This is a genomic window from Bradyrhizobium sp. 187 (genome assembly GCF_023101005.1).
Taxonomy (GTDB): Bacteria; Pseudomonadota; Alphaproteobacteria; order Rhizobiales; family Xanthobacteraceae; genus Bradyrhizobium; species Bradyrhizobium canariense_D.
Window position 1 is genome coordinate 5,252,374 of sequence record NZ_CP064693.1, and the last position, 24,308, is coordinate 5,276,681.

The 24,308-nt window shown below is 61.8% G+C and carries 21 protein-coding genes and 1 pseudogene; 6 read left to right on the forward strand and 16 right to left on the reverse strand.

All coding sequences use genetic code 11. The features are described 5' to 3' along the window. Position 1: 1 nt before the first annotated feature. Positions 2–916: a P-type conjugative transfer ATPase TrbB gene (trbB, locus tag IVB19_RS25360; RefSeq protein WP_247821704.1), complete on the reverse strand. Its 915-nt coding sequence runs from the start codon at positions 914–916 to the stop codon at positions 2–4. A 440-nt stretch (positions 917–1,356) separates the two neighbouring features. Between trbB and IVB19_RS25365 the strand changes: the two genes are divergently transcribed. Then, a complete protein-coding gene (locus IVB19_RS25365) occupies positions 1,357–1,608 on the forward strand; it encodes a helix-turn-helix domain-containing protein (protein WP_247337111.1) in 252 nt (83 codons plus the stop codon). Continuing rightward, positions 1,608–2,927, forward strand: a complete 1,320-nt coding sequence (locus IVB19_RS25370) for a type II toxin-antitoxin system HipA family toxin (protein WP_247820008.1) — start codon at positions 1,608–1,610, stop codon at positions 2,925–2,927. The genes IVB19_RS25365 and IVB19_RS25370 overlap by 1 nt, the downstream gene beginning before the upstream one ends. Before the next feature lie 10 nt (positions 2,928–2,937). Here the strand turns inward: IVB19_RS25370 and IVB19_RS40735 are convergent, their stop codons facing one another. From IVB19_RS40735 to IVB19_RS25410, 8 genes are all read right to left on the reverse strand, one after another. Beyond that, a complete protein-coding gene (locus IVB19_RS40735) occupies positions 2,938–3,396 on the reverse strand; it encodes a hypothetical protein (protein WP_247820009.1) in 459 nt (152 codons plus the stop codon). A 13-nt stretch (positions 3,397–3,409) separates the two neighbouring features. Then, positions 3,410–4,270 carry an MFS transporter gene (locus IVB19_RS40740; RefSeq protein ID WP_247820010.1) on the reverse strand — a complete coding sequence of 287 codons (861 nt, stop codon included), beginning with the start codon at positions 4,268–4,270 and terminating at the stop codon, positions 3,410–3,412. Between the two features lie 112 nt (positions 4,271–4,382). Then, positions 4,383–4,814 (reverse strand): CopG family transcriptional regulator, encoded by a 432-nt coding sequence (locus IVB19_RS25385; RefSeq protein ID WP_247820011.1) that lies wholly within the window; start codon positions 4,812–4,814, stop codon positions 4,383–4,385. A gap of 6 nt (positions 4,815–4,820) precedes the next feature. Then, positions 4,821–6,806, reverse strand: coding sequence for a conjugal transfer protein TraG (locus tag IVB19_RS25390; RefSeq protein WP_247820012.1), 1,986 nt, complete (start codon positions 6,804–6,806; stop codon positions 4,821–4,823). Positions 6,807–6,843: 37 nt separating this feature from the next. Then, positions 6,844–8,607, reverse strand: a complete 1,764-nt coding sequence (locus IVB19_RS25395) for a relaxase/mobilization nuclease domain-containing protein (RefSeq protein ID WP_247820013.1) — start codon at positions 8,605–8,607, stop codon at positions 6,844–6,846. Between the two features lie 547 nt (positions 8,608–9,154). Further along, positions 9,155–10,219 (reverse strand): IS110 family RNA-guided transposase, encoded by a 1,065-nt coding sequence (locus IVB19_RS25400; protein WP_524536763.1) that lies wholly within the window; start codon positions 10,217–10,219, stop codon positions 9,155–9,157. A 198-nt stretch (positions 10,220–10,417) separates the two neighbouring features. Then, positions 10,418–11,095 (reverse strand): lytic transglycosylase domain-containing protein, encoded by a 678-nt coding sequence (locus tag IVB19_RS25405; RefSeq protein ID WP_247820015.1) that lies wholly within the window; start codon positions 11,093–11,095, stop codon positions 10,418–10,420. Positions 11,096–11,301: 206 nt separating this feature from the next. Beyond that, entirely contained in the window at positions 11,302–11,796 is a 495-nt protein-coding gene (locus IVB19_RS25410) for a S26 family signal peptidase (protein WP_247820016.1), read from the reverse strand. Positions 11,797–11,831: 35 nt separating this feature from the next. Here IVB19_RS25410 and relB point away from each other — a divergent pair, with 35 nt between their 5' ends. Beyond that, positions 11,832–12,059: a type II toxin-antitoxin system RelB family anti-toxin gene (gene relB / locus IVB19_RS25415; RefSeq protein ID WP_007594546.1), complete on the forward strand. Its 228-nt coding sequence runs from the start codon at positions 11,832–11,834 to the stop codon at positions 12,057–12,059. 152 nt (positions 12,060–12,211) lie between these two features. Here the strand turns inward: relB and IVB19_RS25420 are convergent, their stop codons facing one another. Beyond that, complete coding sequence (locus IVB19_RS25420; RefSeq protein ID WP_027562526.1) at positions 12,212–12,532, reverse strand: DUF736 domain-containing protein; 321 nt, start codon at positions 12,530–12,532, stop codon at positions 12,212–12,214. Between the two features lie 797 nt (positions 12,533–13,329). Here IVB19_RS25420 and IVB19_RS40470 point away from each other — a divergent pair. Then, the gene (locus IVB19_RS40470) at positions 13,330–13,632 is read left to right on the forward strand and encodes a hypothetical protein (protein WP_346283309.1); all 303 of its coding nucleotides are present in this window, start codon (positions 13,330–13,332) and stop codon (positions 13,630–13,632) included. A gap of 68 nt (positions 13,633–13,700) precedes the next feature. Here IVB19_RS40470 and IVB19_RS25430 read toward each other — a convergent pair whose 3' ends face one another. From IVB19_RS25430 to IVB19_RS25445, 4 genes and pseudogenes are all read right to left on the reverse strand, one after another. Next, a complete protein-coding gene (locus tag IVB19_RS25430; protein ID WP_247299368.1) occupies positions 13,701–14,624 on the reverse strand; it encodes a DUF2493 domain-containing protein in 924 nt (307 codons plus the stop codon). Positions 14,625–14,953: 329 nt separating this feature from the next. After that, on the reverse strand, positions 14,954–16,015 hold the full coding sequence (locus IVB19_RS25435) for a DUF7146 domain-containing protein (protein ID WP_247820017.1): 1,062 nt from the start codon (positions 16,013–16,015) through the stop codon (positions 14,954–14,956). Further along, complete coding sequence (locus IVB19_RS25440; RefSeq protein ID WP_247392225.1) at positions 16,015–16,257, reverse strand: hypothetical protein; 243 nt, start codon at positions 16,255–16,257, stop codon at positions 16,015–16,017. Before IVB19_RS25440 ends, IVB19_RS25435 begins: the two co-directional genes overlap by 1 nt. Before the next feature lie 108 nt (positions 16,258–16,365). Further along, positions 16,366–17,315 (reverse strand): annotated as a pseudogene (locus IVB19_RS25445) (ArdC family protein). Positions 17,316–18,741: 1,426 nt separating this feature from the next. Between IVB19_RS25445 and IVB19_RS25450 the strand changes: the two are divergent. Then, a complete protein-coding gene (locus tag IVB19_RS25450) occupies positions 18,742–20,043 on the forward strand; it encodes a site-specific integrase (RefSeq protein WP_247398422.1) in 1,302 nt (433 codons plus the stop codon). Between the two features lie 48 nt (positions 20,044–20,091). Here the strand turns inward: IVB19_RS25450 and IVB19_RS25455 are convergent, their stop codons facing one another. Then, positions 20,092–20,874 (reverse strand): enoyl-CoA hydratase/isomerase family protein, encoded by a 783-nt coding sequence (locus IVB19_RS25455; protein WP_247820018.1) that lies wholly within the window; start codon positions 20,872–20,874, stop codon positions 20,092–20,094. A 131-nt stretch (positions 20,875–21,005) separates the two neighbouring features. Further along, positions 21,006–23,096, reverse strand: coding sequence for a molybdopterin-dependent oxidoreductase (locus IVB19_RS25460; protein ID WP_247820019.1), 2,091 nt, complete (start codon positions 23,094–23,096; stop codon positions 21,006–21,008). Between the two features lie 252 nt (positions 23,097–23,348). On the opposite strand from IVB19_RS25460, the gene IVB19_RS25465 reads away from it, so the two are divergent. After that, entirely contained in the window at positions 23,349–24,305 is a 957-nt protein-coding gene (locus IVB19_RS25465) for a tripartite tricarboxylate transporter substrate binding protein (protein ID WP_247821705.1), read from the forward strand. Positions 24,306–24,308 lie beyond the last annotated feature (3 nt).

A 24,308-nucleotide genomic window follows, 5' to 3' on the forward strand; every position in this document is an offset into this window, starting at 1 on the left:
GTCAGTCTCCTGCTGGTGAAAGGCTGTAGTCGCCGGCGGCACCAAGCCCCGTCACGAGAGCGAGTTCTGCGAGGCGACGATCGGCGCCGCGCCCCGCAAGCACGGCGACGACGTTGATGGTCTCGGCGATCAGGGCACGCGGAACCGTGATGACCGCTTCCTGGATCAGCTGCTCAAGCCGCCGCAAGGCACCGAGCGCGGTGCCCGCGTGAATCGTGCTGATGCCGCCAGGATGGCCGGTGCCCCAGGCCTTGAGCAGATCGAGCGCTTCGGCACCGCGAACCTCGCCAACCGGGATACGATCGGGACGCAGTCGCAGCGAGGACCGAACGAGATCCGATAGCGTCACCACGCCATCTTTGGTCCGCAATGCTACTAGGTTGGGCGCCTTGCACTGAAGTTCGCGCGTGTCTTCAATCAGAACGATCCGATCGGAACTCTTTGCCACCTCAGCCAGGAGCGCATTCGTCAACGTTGTCTTGCCGGTCGATGTCCCACCGGCGACCAGGATGTTCTTACGAGCGGCGACCGCACCCTTCAGGATTGTGGCCTGCTTCGAGGACATGATCTCTCTGGCGACGTAGTCGTCGAGCGTAAAGACGGCGACAGCGGGCTTGCGGATCGCGAACGCCGGAGCTGCCACGACGGGAGGCAAGAGACCTTCGAAGCGCTCCCCGGTTCCGGGCAATTCGGCCGAGACCCGAGGCGCGCCGGCATGCACCTCGGCGCCGACGTGATGCGCTACCAGGCGAACAATGCGCTCGCCATCTGCTGCGGACAAAGTTTCGCCTGTATCGATCAAGCCGCTCGACAACCGATCGATCCACAACCGCCCATCCGGGTTGAGCATCACCTCGATGATCGTTTCATCCTCGAGGTAGCTGGCAATCGCCGCGCCAAGCGCGCTACGCAGCATTCGCGCACCGCGCGAATTCGCTTCCGATTGGATGGAATGGATTGCCACCGACGTCCCCACCGAATGAGGACCTCCACAGCGGGCCCTCAGGTGGGGATGATTAGAAAAGGCATCAATGGGCTTGGCGCAACGAGCGCTTTCGGTGATCGTAGACTGGCGTAGAAAAAGAAAGACCGAGAACCGATGTTTGAGGCTTACTCAATCGCATCGGGTCGCTTGCGAGTTGCTGCTCACCACTCGGCCTCATCATACGCGCTCATAGTATGACCGTGGCGCCGGCGCTATTCATCCAATCACTGCAACGTCCGCCTGCGGTGTGATCGGGCCAAAGCGCTATACGCGAGTGCGTATATTAACATTCTATACGCGATATCGTATATTTCTTTATATACGCATTCACGTATATTGACATCTTATACGCGTTCCCGTATCAAGCTCCAATGGATACGATCGCTCGCACCCCGCAGCAGCTTGGCGCCGCCATTAAGCGGCACCGCCGGCAAAAAAAACTCACCCAGGGCGGCCTAGGCGACGAGATGCACGCGCGCCAAGCGACTGTCTCGAAGCTGGAGGCCGGCGAACCAGCGACGCAACTGCGCATCCTCATGGATGCGCTGGCCGCGCTCGACCTGGAACTGGTCCTCCGACCACGCACGAAGGTGTCGGCCAAAGCCATCGAGGATCTGTTCTGATGGGACGCCGTCCTATCCGAGCGCCTCTCAACGTCTACCTGAACGCTCGTCTGGTCGGGCGGCTGCGGCGGGAGAGCAGCGGCGCCATCGATTTCCAATACGACGAAGCCTGGCTGGGATGGGAGAACGCCATCCCGGTCTCGGTATCGATGCCTCTACGCGAAGACCGCTATATCGGTGACCCCGTCATTGCAGTCTTCGATAACCTGCTTCCCGATAACGACGACATCCGTCGGCGTGTCGCCGAACGCGCGCATGCCGGCGGAGCCGATGCTTACAGCCTGCTTTCCGCGATCGGCCGCGACTGTGTCGGCGCCCTGCAATTCCTTCCGGATCGAACGGCACCCGGAGCGGCGGGCGCGATTGACGCTCGCGTCGCGAGCGACGAGGACATCGCGGCGATCCTTGCCAATCTCGCCAACAATCCGCTCGGCATCGGTCCCGATCAGGAGTTTCGTATCTCTCTGGCTGGAGCCCAGGAAAAAACCGCCCTTCTCTACTGGAAGGACAAGTGGCATGTGCCGCACGGCACGACCGCCACCACGCACATCATCAAACCGCAGATCGGCAGGTTACCGAGCGGCGTCGACCTGACCCACAGCGTTGAAAACGAGCATCTCTGCCTGAAGCTCGTCGCCGCGCTCGACTTGCCCGTCGCCAAGTCGCGCATCGTTGATTTCGCGGGCCGGCGCGTGCTCGCCGTTGAGCGCTTCGACCGCACATGGGCGCACGACGGACGGCTTCTGCGCCTGCCACAGGAAGATTGCTGTCAGGCGCTTTCCGTCCCGCCCGGGCGCAAATACGAATCGGACGGCGGCCCGGGCATCCGAAATATCTCTGATCTCCTCAAAGGCAGCGATACACCGGCGACCGACCAGGCGACCTTCTTCAAGGCACAAATCGTTTTCTGGCTTCTGGCGGCTACTGACGGCCACGCCAAGAATTTCAGCATCCACCTCTCGCCCGGCGGACGATTCGTCCTCGCGCCGCTGTACGACATCATCTCAACGCAACCGAGCCTCGATGCCAAGCAGATCACGCAAAACCAGATGAAGCTCGCCATGGCGATCGGCAATAGTCGCCACTACGTAGTACACACGATTCTCGGCCGACATTTCGTGCAAACCGCAAAGACTTGCGGCCTGCCCGACAGCGTGGTTCGCGGTATCGTCGAAGAGCTCGCGGATACGGCTGGCACGAAGATCGACGCAACGATTGCGAAGCTGCCGAAGGATTTCCCCCAGGCGATGGCAGAATCCATCGCGACCGGCGCGAAGCGACGCCTCGACAGCCTCGTCACGACGGAGAGTGGCGCTTAGGTCGCGCGGGTCACCACTCCACCTCGCCGTCCGATTGCTCGCAGAAAATGCTTGCTTCGACCACATCGAAAGCGCTGACCGGCATGGTGGAAGGGACTGAATTCATCCAGCAAGCAAAGGATTGGATCCAGGGTAGCCCGAACCAAACCAACGCCGCGATCTGCAGCGCTACGTTGAGACTGAACGCGACTTGATAAGCCAAGATCGACCTATGGCCATCGTTCGTGGACCATTGCTCCAGGATCACTCCGGTCGCATATTGTGCCAGAAATGCCCAACCAAAGTGCAAGACGTTCAAGGCGCCATTGGCACGGCCGGCAAGCTCCGACGGAAAATAATCAGCTATCACGGCAAAGCTGACCACGGTTGCCGTTCCGACAATTGCGACAACCGACCAGGGCAAGATGGACGGCAGAGGTATTTGCAGGATCAAGGCTAGCTCGGCTGCGATAAATAGCATGGCCACCATCGCGAATATCGTCTCAGCCGTGAGGCCTGTTCGTTTGACATGATGGATCGTCATACCGAACAACCAGGCACCGCCGCTGAGTACGATCGACATGATCAACAGCTGTCTGACGAGGCCTGCGCGATCGAGGCCCTCCACGTCTGCAAGCCACGGTGATGCCCACAATCCCTGCAGCGACCAAGCTGAACCAACGCAAGTCGCCGACAACGGGGCTATCCGCCAGAAGCCTGTCGCTGAAAACGGATCCCAGCGTGGCGGAGACTGGTGCTTTCGATGGGATAACGCGTTGCTCAGGAACTACGACATAGATGAGGATCGCTGTGGCACCGGTCGTAGCCGCCAGGACCTCAAAGAGCTGCCGCCAGCCCATCCAACCGAGCAGGTGCTCGACGGGAACTGTGGCCGTCGCCGCTCCTAGTGATCCCAGCATGATCATGTAGCCGTTGAGCAAGGCAACTCGCTCCCTGGGGAACCAAAGGATGATGGACTTAAGTCCTGCCGTCAGCGCCCCCGCGACGCCAAGCCCGATCATCGCACGCGCGATCAAAAACGACAGGAAGCTGGTCGATACGGCGAACAGTCCGGCGCCCAGTGCTGCGAACCAGAACAGCGCGCTCTGGACCCGACGCGGACCAAAGCGGTCCAACAATATACTGACCGGGATCTGAGCCGCCGCGAAGACCAGGAAATAGACTGACGTAAGCATTCCGACGTTGGCTGACCCAAGCCCGGCATCCGAGCTAAGATGACTCACGATCAAAGCGTTGATCGTCCGAAACAGATACGAAAGATAGTAGCCAGCAGCAAACGGTAGAAATACGCGCACGGTGAGACGCCACGTCCTTGTAACTCGCATGCCGGCCTTCTTGCTCATCAACTCATTCGAGCCGATAGCGCGTTCAGCTTTTTATAGGCTCGGCTAAATTGCTGCGGTCGTAGGCTGGCGTAGAAAAAGAAGGGTTCGCGCGATGGCGCATTGAGAGCGATCAGTCAGGTCGTCCGCCGGCGGGCTCCTGACGGACGATATCTTCCGGTATCTCACGCAGAAAGCTCTGCCCCTTTTGCAAACGACGCCCGAGCGCCTCGACAAATCCTTCAAACCGCTCCCGGCCTTTTGCCTGTGCAGCCGCCTGCGCGTCGTTCGGTAGCGGTGGCGTAACCGTCAGCCAGAAACGGACGAAGAGAGCCAGGGTCTCGGCTGTCAAACCAACGTCACGCTCCAGTCTCTGCATCTGACGCGACAGCCGATCCAGGCGACGGGTAAACGCCGCCTCCCGCCTGTCCGATCCATCCGGCGACAGAAACGAAGCAACGGCCGCCTCCACGATCGCAGACCGCGAGAGCTTCTGGCGATCCGCCAGATCCGAGACCTGCTTCAGAAGCTCCGGCGGGAAATACACGTTCATCCGGTCGCGCATAGTGTCTCAGAGCTCCATGCCGTCATTCGGGTCCATAGCGGCTTGACGGGCGACGCCGCGCATTTGCTGACGGAGAAGCCGGGACTGGCGGACCGCGTCCTCGTCGTCGTCAAGAACGACGGCAAATTCCTCGGCTGGCGTCGGTTCGGCCGTCTCCTTGGCGATCGCGACGTGGTCGGGGAGTTCGGGCTCGCGACGAAGGCCGCTATTCGCCGAATCTTCCTCCGCTCGCCCCCTTTCGGTTGGAAGCGACGCCGGCTTGGGCGCTCCCAATGCAGACCATCCGTCCGTTCGCGGTGACCGGCCGGATGCGGCTGGATCGGGCGGCGGCAAGACCCGCTCGGTAAACCGCCGATCTTCATAGTAGCGAGCCTTCCGAGCTCGAATCGGCGGCGTACCCGCCACCATGACGATCTCGTCCGACGGCGAAAGCTGCATGACTTCGCCAGGAGTCAGAAGCGCGCGCGCCGTCTCCTGCCGCGAGACCATCAGATGCCCGAGCCACGGGTTTAGCCTGTGTCCGGCATAGTTTTTCATCGCCCTCATCTCGGTCGCCGTACCAAGCGCATCGGATACGCGCCTCGCGGTCCGCTCGTCATTGGTCGCAAAGCTGACCCGGACGTGGCAGTTGTCGAGGATGGCGTTGTTGGGCCCATAGGCCTTCTCGATCTGATTGAGCGACTGCGCGATCAGGAAACTCTTGATCCCGTACCCCGCCATGAAAGCGAGCGCGGACTCGAAGAAATCAAGCCGCCCAAGCGCTGGGAACTCATCCAGCATCATCAGGACACGATGCCGCCGTTCACGGCCGTGCAAGTCCTCGGTCAGGCGCCGGCCGATCTGGTTCAGCACCAGGCGGATCAGCGGCTTGGTCCGCGAGATGTCGGAGGGTGGCACCACCAGGTAAAGCGTCGTCGGCCGGCTATCAGCGATCAGATCTGCAATCCGCCACTCGCAACGTCGGGTCACCTGGGCCACGACAGGATCCCGGTAGAGCCCGAGGAACGACATGGCAGTGGACAAGACGCCGGAGCGTTCATTCTCGGATTTGTTGAGTAGTTCACGTGCGGTCGAGGCGACCACGGGATGGGGGCCATGCTCGCCGAGGTGTGGCGTGGTCATCATCGCCTTCAGCGTCGCTTCGATCGGCCGCTTCGGGTCCGACAGGAAGGCGGCCACGCCAGCCAAGGTCTTGTCCGCCTCGGCATAGAGGACATGGAGAATGGCGCCGACCAAGAGCGAATGACTGGTCTTCTCCCAATGGTTCCGCTTGTCGAGCGAGCCTTCGGGGTCGACCAGGACATCGGCCACGTTCTGAACGTCGCGAACCTCCCACTCCCCACGACGGACCTCGAGAAGCGGATTATAGGCTGACGACTTTGGATTCGTCGGATCGAACAGCAGGACGCGGCCATGCCGCGCGCGAAAGCCGGCGGTCAGTTGCCAGTTCTCGCCCTTGATGTCATGAACGATGGCCGAGCCGGGCCAGGCCAGCAGCGAGGGAACGACCAGGCCGACACCTTTGCCCGACCGGGTGGGCGCAAAGCACAATACGTGCTCGGGTCCGTCATGGCGGAGGTAGTCGCGGTCAAGCTTACCGAGCACCACGCCATCTGGACCGAGGAGCCCTGCCGCTCGAACCTCTCCAGCATCAGCCCAGCGCGCCGAGCCATAGGTCTCGACATTCTTGGCTTCGCGCGCCCGCCAGACCGACATGCCAATCGCCACGGCGATCGAAATGAATGTCCCCGACGCCGCGATGAAGGCGCCCTCAACAAAGACGTGCGGCGCATAGGCGTCGTAGACAAACCACCACCAAAAGAAGACAGGCGGGTAGTAGACTTTGAAGGCCGCCAGTTCGAACCAGGGACGTCCCAATTCGGGCTGCCAGGCGAGCCGCCAAGCCGTCCACTCGGTCGCGCCCCAGATGGCCAGCAAGACGATCAGGCCGACAACGATCACCTGTCCCCAGAGGATCTTGGTTCCAGACATCGCGAAAGTCCTTTGCGCAACTGCAGTGGAGAGAATGCTAGAGGCCGAGGTCGCGCTTCCGACCAAAGCCCCATTCGATGCCACCGTCGTCCTTCACGACGCCGGTGACGTGCTGGCCGAGCCTCTTCTCGAGCTCGCGCGACCAAGGCACGAGCTGGAAGCCGAGCCCATTATCAATCGTGGCGAAGCGCCCCGAGGAGAGCGTCAGGCGCTGCCGATAGGTGCCCGCCACATGCTCCCCGTAGGCCGCCTTCACGTAAGGCAGGCCGGTGTCGGTCGAGACTTTTGCCGCCACTTCGTCCAGTTCACGTCGGCGCAACGTGTCCAGAAGGTCGCGCTGCAAGATGATGTGTTGGCCCTTCCGGCGCGCCAGACCTTCCTGAACCAGATGCTTGGTACGGGCTTCCACGGCGTCGCGGGTCTCGCGGCCGAATCCGCCCATGGCGAGCGGCATGGGGTCGCGTTCGACCAGCCTGTGGTCAAGCCAGGTTGCTCCTCTTGCGGTGATCTGCCCACTGAGATCGAGATCGGAGCGGGTCGCGAGCACAAAGGTGGGGCGCGGATCGCCGGTTTGGCCGAAGCGCCGGACTTCGACAATGCCGCCGATCGGCGGCGCCTGTTCGAAGGCCTCGATCCCTCGGAAGCGGACGTGGTGCGCGCGTCCGTCAGTTCCATCGATCAGGGCGTAAGCCTCACCCGTCAACTCATCGTGCAATCCCCGATCGACCAACCGTCCGATGATCTGGGACGAAGGCTGTCCACCTTCGATGACAAAGTCGGCAATGCCGCGCGCTTCTCCACGCTCGGTAAAGGCGCGGTGCATGGTCTTGATGATGTCGCCGCGCATGCCGAGGTCGCGCAAGCTGCGCTCGGCCTCGAGGCCGACCATCCATTCGCCTGGTGCGGCGGATACGGCAAGGCGCATCTTCTCCAGATGCTGCAGGCGGCCGACCATCAGGCGTCTGATTTCAGGATCGGAGCTACCGGGATGTTCGGGGCGGAGATCGACATACCCGGTCTCATCGGCCGCCAGCCGGATCTCCCGATCGAGCCGCGTCCATCGTTCAGCCGAAACCTCCCTCTCCAGTGAATTGCGGATCTCGTGCTCGGGTTTTGGGCCCAGTTCGATGGCGACCAGTTCCTCGGCGCGCGAGCGCAGGCCCTGGCCGATATAGTCGCGGGAGATCACGAGATCTGCCCCTTGCTCATCTACTCCCCGCACGAGAAGATGGACGTGAGGGTTATCCGTGTTCCAGTGATCGACGGCCACCCAATCGAGCCGCGTACCGAGATCGGTCTCCATCTGCTTCGCGAGATCGCGGGTGAAGGCCTTCAGGTCGGTCATGTCGCCGGCATCCTCTGGTGAGACGATGAACCTGAAATGATGCCGGTCGTCCTTGCACCGGTCAGCAAAGGCTGCGCTATTGGCGCGGTCGCTGCCCCCATCGAACATCTCGGCCCGCTCACCACTTCGAGTCACGCCGTCGCGCTTGAGATACGAAAGATGGGCGGTCAGTGGCGCTGAACGGAAGGCTCGGCCCTTGTGCTGGACAACACGCGCCTTCGCCACAACGCGTCGTGCCGGGCTGAACAATCTGGCGCGGCTAAAGGCGAGGCGCCCGCGGCCAAACGTGGAGCGCCCATAGGCCACAGAACGCCTGCCAGCCGCGGCCTGTCCTGAGGTGTGACCGGCTTTCGTCGCGGCACGTAGCACCTGGTTGATAAAGCTCTTGGGCTTCGGCGAGCGGGTACTCCGGATACGCCCAGGCCGAATACGTAAATCGCTGTCGCCCACGCTCATGGCAGGGCCTCCCAACGAACAAAAGCGCACACAGTGCCGAAAACGCCTTTGATTGCATTCGCCAAAATCCAACGCGCGGCACGCGCTCCGACCGACCGGCACGCCAGGACCCAAGCCATGTCAATGGCTTGCGGTTCGACCGGCGAGCCCCTTTTATCTCGCCTTCCTAATCGGGCGGGCAGAGTCAACTCATTCCTACGCTTTTCTTCGACTCTTCGAACTTCAGTCATTACCGACTCCCTGCACCAACAACGCGCAACTTCACCGCAGCCGCGTACGCCACTTGCATTCACCAGGCGGGGTCCGTGCGTTCCTTCGCGTTCAGCACTTCGGCCGTCGCATGCTCTTCATCAGGTTCGTAAACAGGGATGTCCAAGCAGTCCGGCGCTCTCGTCCCCGAAGGGCGGCAGCAGGCAAGCGATAGCGGACATTTCCCGTTTCGCGGCCCGCCAGGGGACGCTCACCGCGCGCGCGGATCTGTAGTTACGTTCCTCCTCAACATGCCGGGCGCAGACCCAGCGCCAATCTATCGTCACCTGCACCGCGGCTACTGCGCCGGTTTCAACCGCAGCCGCTGCGTGATCTTTGCGCCAAACCCGACGTGGAAGTCGGTCTCGCTGACCCACATCCGGTGCAGAATGCTTGCGAGCTTGCGCGCCACCGCGGTGATCGCGCACAACATGCTGGACCGTTTGGCGATCCGCGGGCCCCACGCTCGCAGGGCCGACCATTTTCTGACCCGCAGCAGCAGGCTTGCGGCTGCCTCGCAAAGCGCCTCTCGGACGGCAACGTCGCCCTGTTTGCTGATGCGCCCTTCAAAGTCGATCGACGTGCCGGACTGGTGCCGCCTCGGCGTTAGACCAAAATGGGCGCCGACCGTTCGTGATCGCGCAATGCGATGGGGGTCGTCGACGCCGACTTTGAACGACAGAGCCGCGACGGGACCGACGCCGGGAACCGTCATCAAACGCCGGCAGACGGGGTCATGCTGGACCACTTGCAACAGCACACGATGTAGCCGATCGTAGCCCTCGAGGATGACGCGACGCATGTCCAGCATGGCCTCGATGGTCATCACAAAGATCGGATCGCTGTGCTCGATCAGCTCGCGGACGCGTGCTTCGTAGGCCCCTCGAGCGACGGCTCCGACGAGCAATCCATAGGCCCGCAGCGCACCACGAATGTAGTTTTCGAGATCGATCAGTTTGCGCTTCAACAGCTTCCGGCTGGTGAACAAGGTGCGCATCTTCTGCATGTCGATGTTCTTGACATGAACGGCGCGGTACCAACCCAGTCGCATCATCTGCGCGATACCCCGCGCGTCGTTCCGGTCGGTCTTGTTCCTCATTGTCGACAATGAAACGCGCATGCGGCGCGCTTCAACAACAATGATTGGAAGCCGGGCCGGCTGAAGTTCACGATACAGCCAGATACCAAGGGATGACGCCTCGACGCCCACTCGCTCGAGGCGATCCGCGTAGCCCTCTACTGCGGAGCGGATCGCCGCTGGCTCGGTGCTCACCTTGAGCTCATGGACGGTGAGACCCTCGCCATCGACGATGCAAAGACTAGTTTCTTCAAGACCGACATCCGACCCAACGTATAGCTTCAGCGGAGCTCTCCTGTGTGGCAACGAAGGCCTAAGTCGTTGCACCAGGCTCCGGATTCGGCCACACGGCGGCTATCGTCGTGCACCGGTTTCTCGAAGCCGATTTGAAGAGCCGTCCTGCTGTCGTGCTTGCCCACCGCTCTCCCCATTCCGCCCGTTCTTCTCCAGAGCACGCCAACGCATGCGAGCTTGCGCGTTCCATCATTGCGCGCCTCCCGCGCCAGATCTCGCAACAAACAACCCTGTTGCTTGTGGCACAATGGCCGAGCCGTCGTGAATCGAGGCAGCCGTCGGAGCCCGTTTCGGTGGACGCCTGGCAGCGCTCATTGGGCTTTCAGGCCGCACAACGAAGAGTTCTCCAGCGGATGACCGCAGACGAGCGACTGCGCTGGAAGTAGTAAGGTCGCTGCCGATGACTGGCGCGAGCTTCCGCAAATAGGCTTCCGTCTCTACTGGCAATGGGCGGCCGGCGAGACGCTCATCGTAACGAGCAGGCCCCGCGTTGTAGGCTGCAAACAAGCCCGGCGCACCGTAACGGTCGCGCAGTTCGCGCAGGTACGCCGTACCTGCAAGTATGTTGTCATGGGGATCGTAAGGATCGTTGCCGAGGTCGTACCGCAGACGTAGCTCCGCCCAGGTTTCTGGCATGATCTGCATCAACCCCATGGCGCCCTTGGGTGATTTGGCGCGCATGTCTCCGGCGCTCTCGACGTCTATGACTGCCAGTATCCAGCGCACCGGCATGCCAAAGCGACGCGAGGCCGCTTCAACGAAATCCGCAAATGAATTGCCAGTTCGATAACTCGCTGTGAGCTCTGCCGGTCGCGTCTCGGCGACAGCAGCAGCGTTACTCACAGTCAGTGCCACGAACAGCGGCACGGCAGCGCACAGGCTCCTCTCGAAAAAATGCAAGAGTGCCGGCGTGCTCGCGCCCGTCCAGGGTAAAGCCGCTTCGCGCCGGCCTTTCGGCCGCGCTGGACCGCCGCTGCGCGCGTCGGCTTTGCAAGCTTTAGTCGGGACGGAGGAATGGTCCTGCACTTGATCGAACAGAGGAATGGCAGAACGGAAACGTAGAACACGCACGATCACTCCTCCCACGTCCACACCGGGAGGGCACGGCCGATCACGCCCGACGCCGGAAGAAATCCAAAATATCGGCCGTCAAGGGAGTCATCCGACTGCCAATTCATGAGAAAGAGCTCGCCCTCCCCGACGACTCGGCAGCCCTGCCATTTCGGCAGCGGCCGGCCGCGTCCGTCACGATCCCGGGCCTGGCCGACTTCAATTTCATTCACGGAAATAGTGAGACCGCTTCTGCAGACCGTCTGCCCCGGCAGCGCCAAGACCCGCTTGAGCATGGGGACGCCGACCGGCAGATAGCCGTTCAGGTCTAGAAAGGTCGCAAGTGGTTCCGGCGGATGAATGGCGACCAGCTCTGTGACACGAAAGAGTTTTGCCGATCGCAAGCGATAGAGACCGATAGGTACGCTCGTCGATGCATTCCAGATGTAGAGCGGAAGCGGCTCCAGAAAGATTGTCGTGACAAGGGCGGCAGCAACCAGGAACGTCGTTATCAGCATGATGAAACGGTACGCGATTGCTTCCTATCCTGCGGATGGATATCCGCAAGGTTTTCGGAGCGAACGCGCGTCGATTTCGACTAGCCCTTGGCTTGAGCCAAGAGGCGGTGGCGGAACGCATGGGCGTCGATCGAGCCTTCGTGAGTAGCATGGAGCGAGGGTTGCAGAACGCTACATTGCTAACGATCTGGCAGATTGCCCAAGCTCTAGGGGTCCGGCCTGCAGATCTGCTTGAGGAGAAGGTGTCCAAAGTTCGATCATGAACTTCCGCGAGCCGGGCCGGTAGCCAGGGAGCGCCCGACACGGACACGCGTCACGGCCCCCGATCCGGCTTGCTGGATCGGCGGCCGTGCGTGAGGCCTCGAACAGGCGCCCACACCCCGCCCGGCGGACCGGACGGGGCTTGGCGGAGCGTCTACTCGCCGCTCTTGCGGGGCCGCGACCAGAGCAAGGTGTAGCCCTCGCCGCCTTCATCATCGAACAGGTTGGCGTAGATCGGCGCGTTGAACGAGGGATCATCGAGCTTGAGCGAGAGGTAATCGCGGCCCTCTTCGGAGCGCTTCGACCAAGCTGCGCCGATCTCGGCCCGGCCCACGTAGATGCGGTGGCTGGGAGCGTTGTCGTTGGATCGGTTGGTCTCGGCGACGATACGGACGCCCTTGGCTTGCAGACTCAGGGTGACGATCTCGCCCTGGAAGTCGTTGCCGACCTTCTTGAAAGAACCGATGTTAGCCATGTGTCACTTCTCCTGTTGTGTTTCGAGCCCGCGACCACCGCGACCTCGATGGCGATCTAGAGGCCGAGGACGATCGGCGACGCACCCGCTCGCGGGCCGGAGCGCAGCGGAGGACGCCGTTGTTGCGACTTTCTTGCCTCGCGAGGAATGGGCGTAAGCCCAGGGGAAGAAAGTCGCATCAACGGCGTTGCGGCTCAGACGATCGAGGCGCAGCCGGTCTTCGGCCAGATCAAGCCATCAAAGAGGCCACGTGCGTCCGCGTGCTGAACCGCAACCTTGGGAGAAGATTTGGCGAATCTCGATTGTGCAGAACAAGAGGTCGGTACGGTTCGCCGCACAAAGAGAAACAATCTGCCGCAAAGGGCGGTATCGTCTCGGAACGAATGATCGAGCGCGGCGCGCCGCTCCACGCAACTATGTGGATCAGACAGAGATTGCTACGGCTTGCTTAGAGCGCTCTGACGAGAAGTGCGGTTACCTCTCGCTCAAGCTCGACGCCCCTCGTTCAACGTGGTGCCCTGTGCGGTCTTGCTCTGCCGATGATGGCGACGAAGCCTCATCACTCGTGCGTCGCTGCTGGAAGAACTGGGCGAGCCGTATTCTCCAGCACCCCGTCCGACTTCGACGGGCGGGTCTTCGCGAAAACAGTCAAACGCGCCGATGCCGTGCCGCTGATGCAAGCGGCGCCCAAACAAGCGAAGACGTGGCGCCGAGCCGACGACGGCACACCGATCTGCGATAGGGCGAACACCACATGATAGCCGGCGATTGCCGCAGGGACCGCGAATACGGTTGCGATGGCGACGCGCCAAGGACCGACTAAAGGCAACGGCGACCCGACCAGCGGCAAGCGTCAGCGCGCCCGAAGCAACTCCAATAAGCAGTGCGCCGAAGGCGCCCGCGCCATCGCGAAATGCCAAAGTCCCGATACTGAGTGCGACGAAAAACGGCAAAGCGTACACCGCGAGCGCAAAGATCGCCCAGCAAAACAAACCGATACTGACTGCGTTGAGAACAAGCCCAATGCCAAGCATGGTGGTGGCTCCATGTGCATGCATTTATCAATCGCGCCTTCCACCACCACCACGGCGCAGTTTTGAATGTAAAAACGAAACGAGGCGGAGTTGCGGCGTGCAACTCCACCTTGGCGCCTTCGAGGCGACGGCACTCATGCGCCGCCGAACTTCCAGACGGGAATGCCGAGCCGCTTCGCCTTGTCGGCGAGATTGTCCTGAATTCCCGTGCCCGGGAAATGCATGACGCCGATCGGCAGGAGTTCGAGCATAACATCGTTGCGCTTGAAGGGCGCTGCCTTGGCGTGCTTCGTCCAGTCGGGCTTGAAGGCGATCTGAGGTACCTTGCGGGTGGTCGCCCATTTGGAGGCGATCAGTTCGGCGCCTTTCGGGGAGCCCCCATGGAGGAGGACCATGTCGGGGTGCTTGGCGTGAACCTTGTCGAGGCGGTCCCAGATGAGGTTGTGGTCATTGAAGTCGAGCCCACCGGTGAGTGCAATTTTCGGTCCTGGTGGCAACATGACCTCGGTCTCGGAACGACGCTTGGCGGCGATGAAGTCGCGGGAGTCGATCATTGCCGCGGTGAGCGTTCGGTGATTGACCAATGATCCCGATCGTGGGCGCCAGGCTGAACCGGTGTGGACCTCAAATTGTTCGATGGCCTGGTCGCGGAAGAGCTCCAGGCAGTTGCGGCGCTCGATCAGCGTTATGCCTTCGGCCGTCAGGCGCTCGAGTTCGACCGATCGCACTTCCGAGCCATTCTGCTCGCGCTGGCTCTTATGCTGCGCCTGTTCGTTGTTATCGAGCTGCCGTTCGATGCGGTCGAGGGCACGATGGAACAGGTTGACAGTCGACCAGAGCAGATCGTCAAGGTCCGGCTCAAGCCGCGTGTCGTTCAGGGTCGCGACAAGGGCGTCAAAGATATCGACCACGGCTCCGACGATCATCTTGCCCTCGGGGAGCGGCCTTGGATCGGGCTGGTCGTCGAAGGGACGGTAGCCGAAGAGCTGTAATTCGGTGAGGACGTGGTCGGTCGAAGATGTTGCGTGCGGCGGTTCGATGTCGTCGTGGTCGGTCATGGAGGAGGTCCTTTGTCGGATCGGCCGCGCCCTTCGCGGCCTTCGTGGCGATCCTCTGACGGCGGGCGGACCGGGCCAGAACCCGACAGGCCGAAGCGGCAGCGGAGGATGGCGGAGGCCGGCTATTTTGCTTCGCGATGCAAAGCGCGCGGCCAACTGCATGATGTATCTTCACATCGCTGGCGCGCGGCGGAAAATAGCCGGACGTTAGCCATTGCCGGCCCGGGCCGGCTGCCGTCCGATCGCCCTCTAGAAGGCCGAGGTCGCGTCCTCTTCCGGTATTGGCCTCGCCTATGACCGGCCCATCAACGTCGATCGAAGACCCGGAGCTATTCCGCGGCCAGCGTCGACGAATGGAGGAAGCGAACGATATCCTCTGGCACAAGCTGAAACCGCAGCGCTGCTCGGAGGGCTTCGAGACCGAAGACATGCAGATCTTCGTTGAAGTCGCCCAGCCTGGGCGACAGCACGACCACTTCAATGCCGGCGTCTGCTGCGCGCTGGCTGAGAGTTGCCACGACCGCACCACCGGCGGCATCGGCATCGCGCGCAATGTAGAGCCGGCGCAGGCTAGACGCCAGCGTCATGGCGGAGAGGTGATTAGCCGAAAGCGCGGCCGCCATCGGCATAGTCGGCAGCAGGTAGCGTAGCGAAAGCATGGTCTCGATACCTTCGCCGGCAGCGAGCACGTCATCCGCCAGGCCGAACCGAACGGCGTTACCGAGCAGATCGCCCATCGCGCGCCGCGGAGTATCGATCGGAGCCTTACCGAGCCGCACGCGATCAAAGCCGTCCGGATCGAGCCAGGTCCGGTGCACACCCGTGATCCGACCATCGAGATCGGTAACGCAGGCAATCATCGCCGGCCAGGTCTCGGTCGGCAGATGGTCGTCCGGTCGATAGTAGCAGCGTGGATGAAAGCGCAGACTGCCGCCATGATGGATGCGGGTTATGCCGCGGCCCTGCAAATATGCCTCGGCAATGCTCCCCTCGATCAGGCTCGATATCGCAAAGAGCCGGCGGCCGGCTTCCTGCGATCCGCGCGGTACGACCGAGGGAATAGGTCTTGGGGCGGGTTTCTGCTCAGAACGAGGCAGGTTCAAAAAGCGCCTCGCCTCCTCGGCGACCTCACGAAAGTCTCGCAAAGCCAGCGTTTCGCGGATGATGTCGAGGAGATCACCATGCGCGCCGGTTGCGGCATCGGTCCATTTGCCCGCCGTTCCCTTCGGCGATTCCTGGAGCCGCACAAACAATGAGCGGCCCGGGTTGTTGTGGACGTCGCCGACCACCCAATACCGCCCCGCCCGCTTGCCATTGGAGAGATAGCGTCGGCATACCGCCTCCGCCTCTCGCGCAAGGCGGCGTGCCAGTTCGCAAGGTTGGCGGGACATCAGGCCGCCTCCTGCCAAAGGACACCTTCGACTGGATACCGGTTGAGCACCTTCGACAGCATCTCTATGCCGCTCGCGTGCATCCGCACGAACATGCGGAGCTTACAAAAGGTGATCTCTCCAAAGAGGCCGTAGCCTCGCAAGCTCTTGCGCATCTTGGCATGGGATCCCGACACTTCGATGTGCTTTCCACGGGTCACTGCGACATCGGCCGACGCGATTTTTTGGACAGCTTTTGGCATGCTGATTCTCCACGACGGGCAGCCGGGAGCCTCTCTCTCGGCCTCCAACCCGTCACGGAAACGACCCTGCCCCTCTCACTCTTGTGCGCGCGCCCACCGAGCAGAACCTCACGCCGCCTGCTGGTCCTGCCTCGGCATGTCGCCGACGGGTTCTGGGAGAAAGCCAAGCAGATAATCGGCAACCTTGCTGGCCTTGGAAGCAGCCCGGATGATTGCACGATTGTCCTCGCGCAAGACTTCAAGCCATGAGCCGATATAGTCGGCATGCCGCACCGTCGGCACGATGCCGAGCGAGGCGCAACTGAACGCAGACGATATTTCCGCAACCAGCTCCTCAAAGGCATACTTCTTGGTACCGCAGCTGCCTGACAGGTCACGGTTGAGACGCGATGGATGGCCACTGGCATGCGCCAGCTCGTGGAGGGCCGTTCGATGCCAATTGATTGGTTCAAAATAGGCCTGCGGAGGCGGCACCTGCACATAGTCTTCCGTCGGCATATAGAAGGCACGGTTGCCGCCGATGCGAAAGTCGATGCCGGTCGCCTTGATCAGGTATTCCACCTGCGGCTCGATCAGGCCTGGCGGCGGAGGTGGCGCCGTTTTTGCGATCTCTGGCGGCAGGCCGTCACATTGATCGCTGTTGAAGACCGTGAAGCGCTTGAGGAACGGAATGCCCTGCGCTTCCTCACCGGTCTCATGTGCGCGGCGTTTTTCGTCGACCGGCACGAAGCGGTCGGCGTAGACGACGGTCGTGCCGCGCTCGCCCTTGCGGACGTGACCACCGAGCGACAGCGCCTGGCGGAAGGTAAGCCAGCTCTGCCCTGTAAATCCGTGTTCGGTCGCGGCACCCCAGAGAAATAAAATGTTAATGCCGCTGTATTGACGCCGGATGCTGCGCTTTTCGGCATGGCCAAAGGCGCCTTCGCCGCCACCGTGCCCCAAGGCTGCACCCACGGCACTCGGCCAGCCTCCAGCTCGGCGATGATCTTGTTGGTGATGTCGTCATAAAGGCTTGCCCGGTCCTCACCGGTGCGCGCCCGAAGATAGTGTCTGGACATCGCGGGTCTCCGCGACGGGGACCGCGAGCCTCTCTCGCAGCCTGTAACCCGTCATGGCAAAACCCGGCCGACACTCTGACTCTGTCCTCCTACTTGAGAGAATGCGAAAATCTGTGACGCAGCCCGCCTTCCATCGTATCTTCATGGGAATTGAGCTGAGCTACCGGGGCCGCAGGCCCCACCAGGCGTGCGCCAGGGGCGTATCGCCCTATGGAAAATGGCACCCGGAGAGCGTGAGCATAGCGAGCCGAAGCGGCACGCGGGTCCGAGTGCAGCGACGAGACCGGTTTAATAGCGGCACCCGGGAACGGGGCAGTGATAGCGATCGCCGCAAGGCGAGCCCCTTTTCCGAGTGCCCCCGGCGAGGAGCTCCGCTATCCCTGCGCGAGGGATCGAAGCCGGATGGCCGAGACGCAGCGCGGCTCGGTTCACAAGAGCCCGTTGCGGCGCAGCCGCACGCGCGCAAACGGGAGAACTCGCCAGGGCTTGACCAGAGGACCTCGTTTCGTCGCTTGAATTCGTCGGCGCGTCGAAAAGTCTCTTAGTCCTATTTACCCATCCAGGCGCAGTTCGGGCTGCATTCTGCTTTGCATCGTCCATCCGGCTCAGGCGCATCACGAGAGGCCTGCAGCTCACGGTTATCTGCAACTATCAGTCCCAATACGTGAGCAATTGAACCATTCGAGCAATGGCCGGCCGTGCAGTGCTCAGCCCAGCAACCATAGCCTGCTTAGTCCAACCCGCACGTTGAAATTCCGAGAGTCGAAAGCGATCCGAAGGCTTCGATACAAGTCTCCCATCGGACCTGTCGGATTGACTATTGATCTATCGTCCAGAGCAGGTGACTGCGTGCTACCTGCCGCCGCCGACGGAACGCCGCAACTGTCCCCTTTTTCTTTCGCGAGCAGAATTGGCTTTCCTGGAGAACTCCACGCCAAAGGCTTCCTTTTCGCGCGCCAATCCAGCCTTTTCCCGCCCGGCCGCGCTTCGCAGTAGAGGTGCAAACTCTTTGGCCGTAACACTCCGCTTAATCCGCAATCCGAACACTCGCTCCCCCGACCGGGGGCGAAGAGCAATCTGGATCGACCAGATCCCGTCTCGTTCGTCAGTGAAATCAGCACATGTTACACCACGGGCATTCAGCAGTGAGATCAAACCGCTTAGTCTCGCCGCGCACCGCACTACCTGCCCGCTACCCTCTCGCTGGAACCTGGCCCACGATGATGAGAGCGGACATGGCCGCCGCTTACCTTGACTTTGGAGACACAAGCGAACTCATGCGCGCGATCAGCCGACGAGACGCCCCCCCGCCAATCGGCTTTCGCGGAACAGGGCGCCTGCGCCAGCCAGTTTGGTCGAAGGCGACTATGGATCACTTCGCAGCGTCGACCGGAAAAAGAGATCTTAAGCAGGGGGAGGATCTTTTATGCCTGGTGTGATTTCGCTTGAAAAGGCACCGCATCTGCCCCGTTATTGTCGCCGCAAAATATTAGCGAAGAATAGAATAGCCTACTATTTTGAACCCCCAACCTGGGCTCGTCGACAGGGCTGCGATTTAAACCCTGAAGCTCTAGGCTGCGATTACGCAACTGCCGTCGAGCGGGCAGAGAAAGTCCTCCTGCCGGCGTTCGACAGTTGGCACTCACGGGGTCTAAGCGACATCATGCCGGCGACGATCGAACCCGGCACGTTCGATTGGCTCGTCGGCGTCTTCCAAGCTCACCAGAAGTGGACCGAAATCGAAAGCGCTACACAGCGGCACTACACCAAAAGTCTCGCACTGTTCGCCAATCACGAGCTGAAAGATGGAAGTCGCGTTGGGTCTAAACAGTTGTCCGATTTCACCAAAGCGTTTGTCGACGCAGTTTATCGAAAATTATTGTGCGTGACGAAAGTCAATAACAGTGGAGAGGTCGTCGTTCGCGAGCGTCGTCGCTATGTAACTATGGCCATGGCGGCCTGTCGCCGTGCTTGGTTCGTTGGTCAGCGTGCTCAAGAACGGATCGTACCAGCGACCAATCCGTTTTCCCGGATGGGACTAAAATCTCATCCGCCTGGGCAACCGATACGGCCCACACCGACCGCAACTTGGGACGAACTCGTCGCGTTCAGAGCTGCCGCGAGAAAGCTTGATTACCGCTCGATCGCAACAGCTGCTTTATTGTCGTGGGAGTGGCTGCAACGAGAGCAGCACGTGTTTGGCGCCTTCGACATTTCGCATTATCGACCCAGCGAGCGGCCAAATAGCGTCAGAATCGTGCATCCGAAGAATGGAGAGGAGGCTTGGTGGCCACTATCAGACGAAACGGGCACCCCTCTCTTTCCTGAGCTTATGGAGGAACTCGACGAGATCAAGAGGACCACCCTCTCCGGTCTGGTATTCCGTCGTGATCATGCGCATCGTCAGTCGGCAATCCCGCTACCATGGATTACCCCACGCAAGGATCTCCGCTATCTACGAAGTGTGGTAAAAACCATCATCACAGAGGCTGGCCTACGTCAGGAGCTTTCTTTTAGGTCTTTCCGACACGGAGGATTTACCGAGGGCGCCGACAGCGATCTCACGGATGCAGAGTTGCGCGCGGCTGGTCGTCATAGATCAAGTCGCCAACTGCCAACCTACGCCAAGCGTACGGCCAGGCAGTTGATCATTGCCACAAAAAAGCGTCGCGAAGAGCGGACAAGATCTCTCCTTATTCGGCTAAACGCCAATCTCCCCTCGGAATAAAGGCACGTCGGCCGACGGCAAAACCGATGAATGCGCTGAAAGGATCGCCTATTTTCCCGTCCACACCGGCTTGCGCTTCTCGCTGAACGCCTTCAGCCCTTCCTTGGCATCCTCGGTCATGGCAAGCAGCGCGATCTGGCTTTCGGTGTAGGCGATGCTCTCGTCGAACGACATCGAGGCGATGGCGCGCATCGCGTATTTGCCGCGACGGATCGCGGTCGGGGATTTGTCGACGATGCGGCCGATCAGCCAGTCGACTTTGGCATCCAGCTCGGCCGTGGGCACGACGTAGTTCAGCAGGCCTGCTGCCAATGCCGCTTTCGCGTCGAACGGCTCGCCGGTCAACGCCCATTCGTTGACGAGGCGCGGTGGCGCGATCGACTGCAACAGGCTCAACACCTGCATCGGGAACACGCCGACCTTCACTTCCGGCAGGCCGAAGATGACGTGATCGGCGGCGACGGCCATGTCGGTCATGCAGAGCAGGCCCATGCCGCCTGCCATGCAGACGCCGCTGAGGCGCGCAATCGCGGGCTTGGTCGCGTTCCGCGACAAGCGCAGCAAATCGGCATAGTCGACATTGGGCTTCGAATGATCCATCGCGAAAGCCGCGCCGGAGTTCTGCAGGTCCGCACCGGCGCAGAACGCCTTGTCGCCCGCGCCCGTCAGCACGATGACGCGCACGTCCTTGTCGTCATGCGCGTCGCGATAGCCGCGCGCGATGCCGCCGATGACCTCGCCATTCAGCGCATTGCGTTTCTCGGGCCGGTTGATGGTGATCCAGAGCGCCTGCCCGCGCTTCTCGGTGATCACAGCTGTAGTGTCGGTCATGGCACCCTCGCTTCCTTCTCTCCGTTTTGCAGCCATTTGCGGCAGCTCGGGCGGAAGGTGCAAGGGCAAACTGCGGCGCGGCGCCGCTTTAGCGCCTCGACACAAGCTTGTAGCGCGATCGCAGCGTGGGCTCAGCCCGCGACCGCTTTCCTGATCCAGACCTTGTTGTCGTGGAAAGCGGCGCCGCCGATCGGCGCGATGGTGTCCGCGCCAGTCAGCATGTTGATGCCGCGGTTACCGATATGGTTCTTGTTGGGATGAACGGACTCCGCGATCAGCACGCCGCGCCGAACGCCGTCAAACAGCGTGGTGATCAGCGTGGTCTCGCCGCGGATGTTGCCGAGCGTCACGGCGTCGCCATCGGCGATGTCGAGCGCGGCCGCATCCAGGGGATGGATCATCACGCTCGCCTTGCCCTCGCGCGCCTGGGAGGACGGCGTCTCGTTGAAGGTCGTGTTGAGGAAGCTGCGCGACGGGCTCGTGGCAAGCCGGAACGGATGGGCCTGGTCGGCATGCTCGATCACCGCCCAATGGTCCGGCAGCGACGGCATCTTGTCGAAGTCACCCATCGTCTGGCCGAACGGCGGATGCGCCCAATCCGCTTTGAAATGGAATTTCCTGTCGGCGTGGGCGAAGCCGTCGAGATAATGCGACGTGCGGAAGTCCGGCTGCAGGTCGCGCCAAAGGTCGGCTTCGAGGCCGGCAATGTCGCCGTGGTCGCTCAGCTTCAGCGTCGCGTCGATCAACTCGCGGGGCGTCAGCTCGAACCCCGGATGACAGGCGCCAAGCCGCGGCGCCAGCGCCTGTAACACCTCGTGATTGGAGCGGCATTCGCCGGGCGGGTCGATCAGCTTCGGCCCGACCGAGATGTGCTGGTGGCCGCCGCCGTAATAGAGATCGTCATGTTCCATGAACATCGTCGCCGGCAGCACGATGTCGGCCATCTCGGCCGTCTCGGTCATGAACTGCTCGTGCACCGCGACGAACAAATCCTCGCGCGCAAAACCCTGCCGCACCACAGCCTGTTCCGGCGCAACGGTCATCGGATTGGTGTTCTGGATCAGCAGCGCCTTGACCGGACCCTTGCCGTGCAGGGCCTTGGAATCGCCAGTGAGGATGCGGCCGATCTGCGACTGGTCGAGCGCGCGGATAGTTGGGTCGATGGCGTCGTGACCCTCGATGATGGATTCGTTGAAGTGCCACAGCGCATAATTGTTGAAGAAGGCGCCGCCGCCTTCATATTGCCAGGCGCCGGTTACCGCGGGAATGCAGTTCGCGGCATGCATCTGCGCCGCGCCGTTGCGCGAGCGGGTGAAGCCGTAGCCGAGCCGGAAGAAGGTTCGCTTGGTCTCGCCGACCAGTTTGGCAAAGGCCTCGATCTCCGCCACCGGCACGCCTGAGATCGCCGACGCCCATTCGGGCGTGCGTGTCTTCAGATGCGCCTCGAGCTCGCCAGGGCAATCGGTGTACTTGTCCATATAGGCGCGATCGGCGTAGCCGTCGCGGAACAGGACATGCATCACGCCGCAGGCGAACGCGCCGTCGGTGCCGGGCCGCAGAATGATCTTGATATCCGCCTGCTTCATGGTCTCGTTGTCGTAGATGTCGACGGCCGCGATCTTGGCTCCGCGCTCCTTCCGGGCACGCGCGGCGTGTGTCATTACGTTGACCTGCGTGTTGACGGGGTTGGTGCCCCAGATCACCACGAGATCGGAGAGCGCCATCTCGCGCGGATCGACGCCGGCGATCTTGCCGGTGCCGATCGCGAACCCGATGCGCCCGACATTGGCGCAGATGGTCTGATAGAACCGCGAATATTTCTTCACATGGGTGAGGCGGTTGAGGCCGTCGCGCATCACCAGCCCCATCGTGCCAGCATAATAATAGGGCCAGATTGACTCCGCGCCGAACTCGCGCTCGGCCTGGTTGAAGCGGTCCGCAATCTCGTCGAGCGCCTCGTCCCAGCTGATCCGGGCGAATTGGCCGGAACCCTTCGCACCCGTTCGGCGCAGCGGATACATCAGCCTTTCAGGATGATGGATGCGCTCGGCATAACGGGCGACCTTGGCGCAGACCACGCCGGCCGTATAGGTCTGCTTTTTCGAACCGCGGACACGACCGATGCTGCGCCCCTCGACCACCTCGATGTCGAGGGCACAGGCCGACGGGCAATCATGCGGACAGGTCGAATGGCGGATTTCGATCTTGGCGTGCTGGTTCATGTCCAATTTGGTAACACCAAACTACCTGTCAGCCGAGGGTATTTATCCGGCAACGCCCATGCGATTTGCTCAGACCGCGTGCGCCGCCGGTTCCTGCCGCGACCGCGAAGAGCGGCGCCGCCACACCGAAAACCGCCGGATATTCCAGGCACCATCGACCTTGTGAGGCGTCGACAGTCCGCCTCCCCTGCCGCTACAGTGCTTACCAACAAGAACGACATCAGGGAGGTGGGTGTGACGGCCCGACAATTCATGCTGGCGCTGGCTGCCGGCCTGCTCAGCGCATGCTCCGCAGCACCGTCCCTGGCGCAGGACTATCCCAACCACGCGGTCCGGATCGTCGTGCCCTTCGGCGCCGGCGGGCCGGCCGATGTGGCCGCCCGGCAGATCGGCAATGCGCTCCAGGAGAGTTTTGGCCAGCCCTTCGTGATCGAGAACCGCACCGGCGCGGGCGGCGTCATCGGCACGGTCGAAGCGGCGAAGTCGCCCGCCAACGGCTACACGCTGCTGATGATGTCTAACACCCAGACCGCGAACGAATCGCTGCTGACGCCGGACAAGCGCAAATACGAGCTGATGCGCGACCTCGCGCCGATCGCACCGGTGAACTCTTCCGATCTCGTCATCGTGGTGAACCCGCAAGTCGCAGCGAAGACGCTGCAGGAGTTCGTCGCCCTCGCCAAGTCGCAGCCGGGCAAATTGAACTACGCCTCCTCCGGCCAGGGCACGCCCTATCACATGGCCGGCGAGCTGTTCAAAGCCATGGCCGGCATCGATCTCGTCCATGTTCCTTACCGCAACAGTGGCGAGGCGCGCAGTGGCGTGATCGGCGGGCAGGTGCAGATGATGATCGACGCGGTGCCGGCGATGGCGCCGAACATCGGCGAGAACCAGGTCCGCGCGCTCGCGACCACCGGCAAGCAGCGCTCAGCCGTGCTGCCGAACGTACCGACAGCGATCGAGGCGGGCGTATCTGGCTATGAAGCCACGATCTGGCTCGGCCTGATGGCTCCGGCCGGCACGCCGAAACCCGTGATCGACAAGCTCAATGCCGCCGTGAACGCAATGGTGAAGCGGCCCGACATCGTCAAGCTCTGGACTGCGCAGGGCGCAGCGCCCATGTCGATGACGCCGGAGGAATTCGACAAATTCCTGCGCGGCGACATCGTGAAATGGGCCGATGTCGTCAAGAAGTTCGACAAGTCCTGAGGC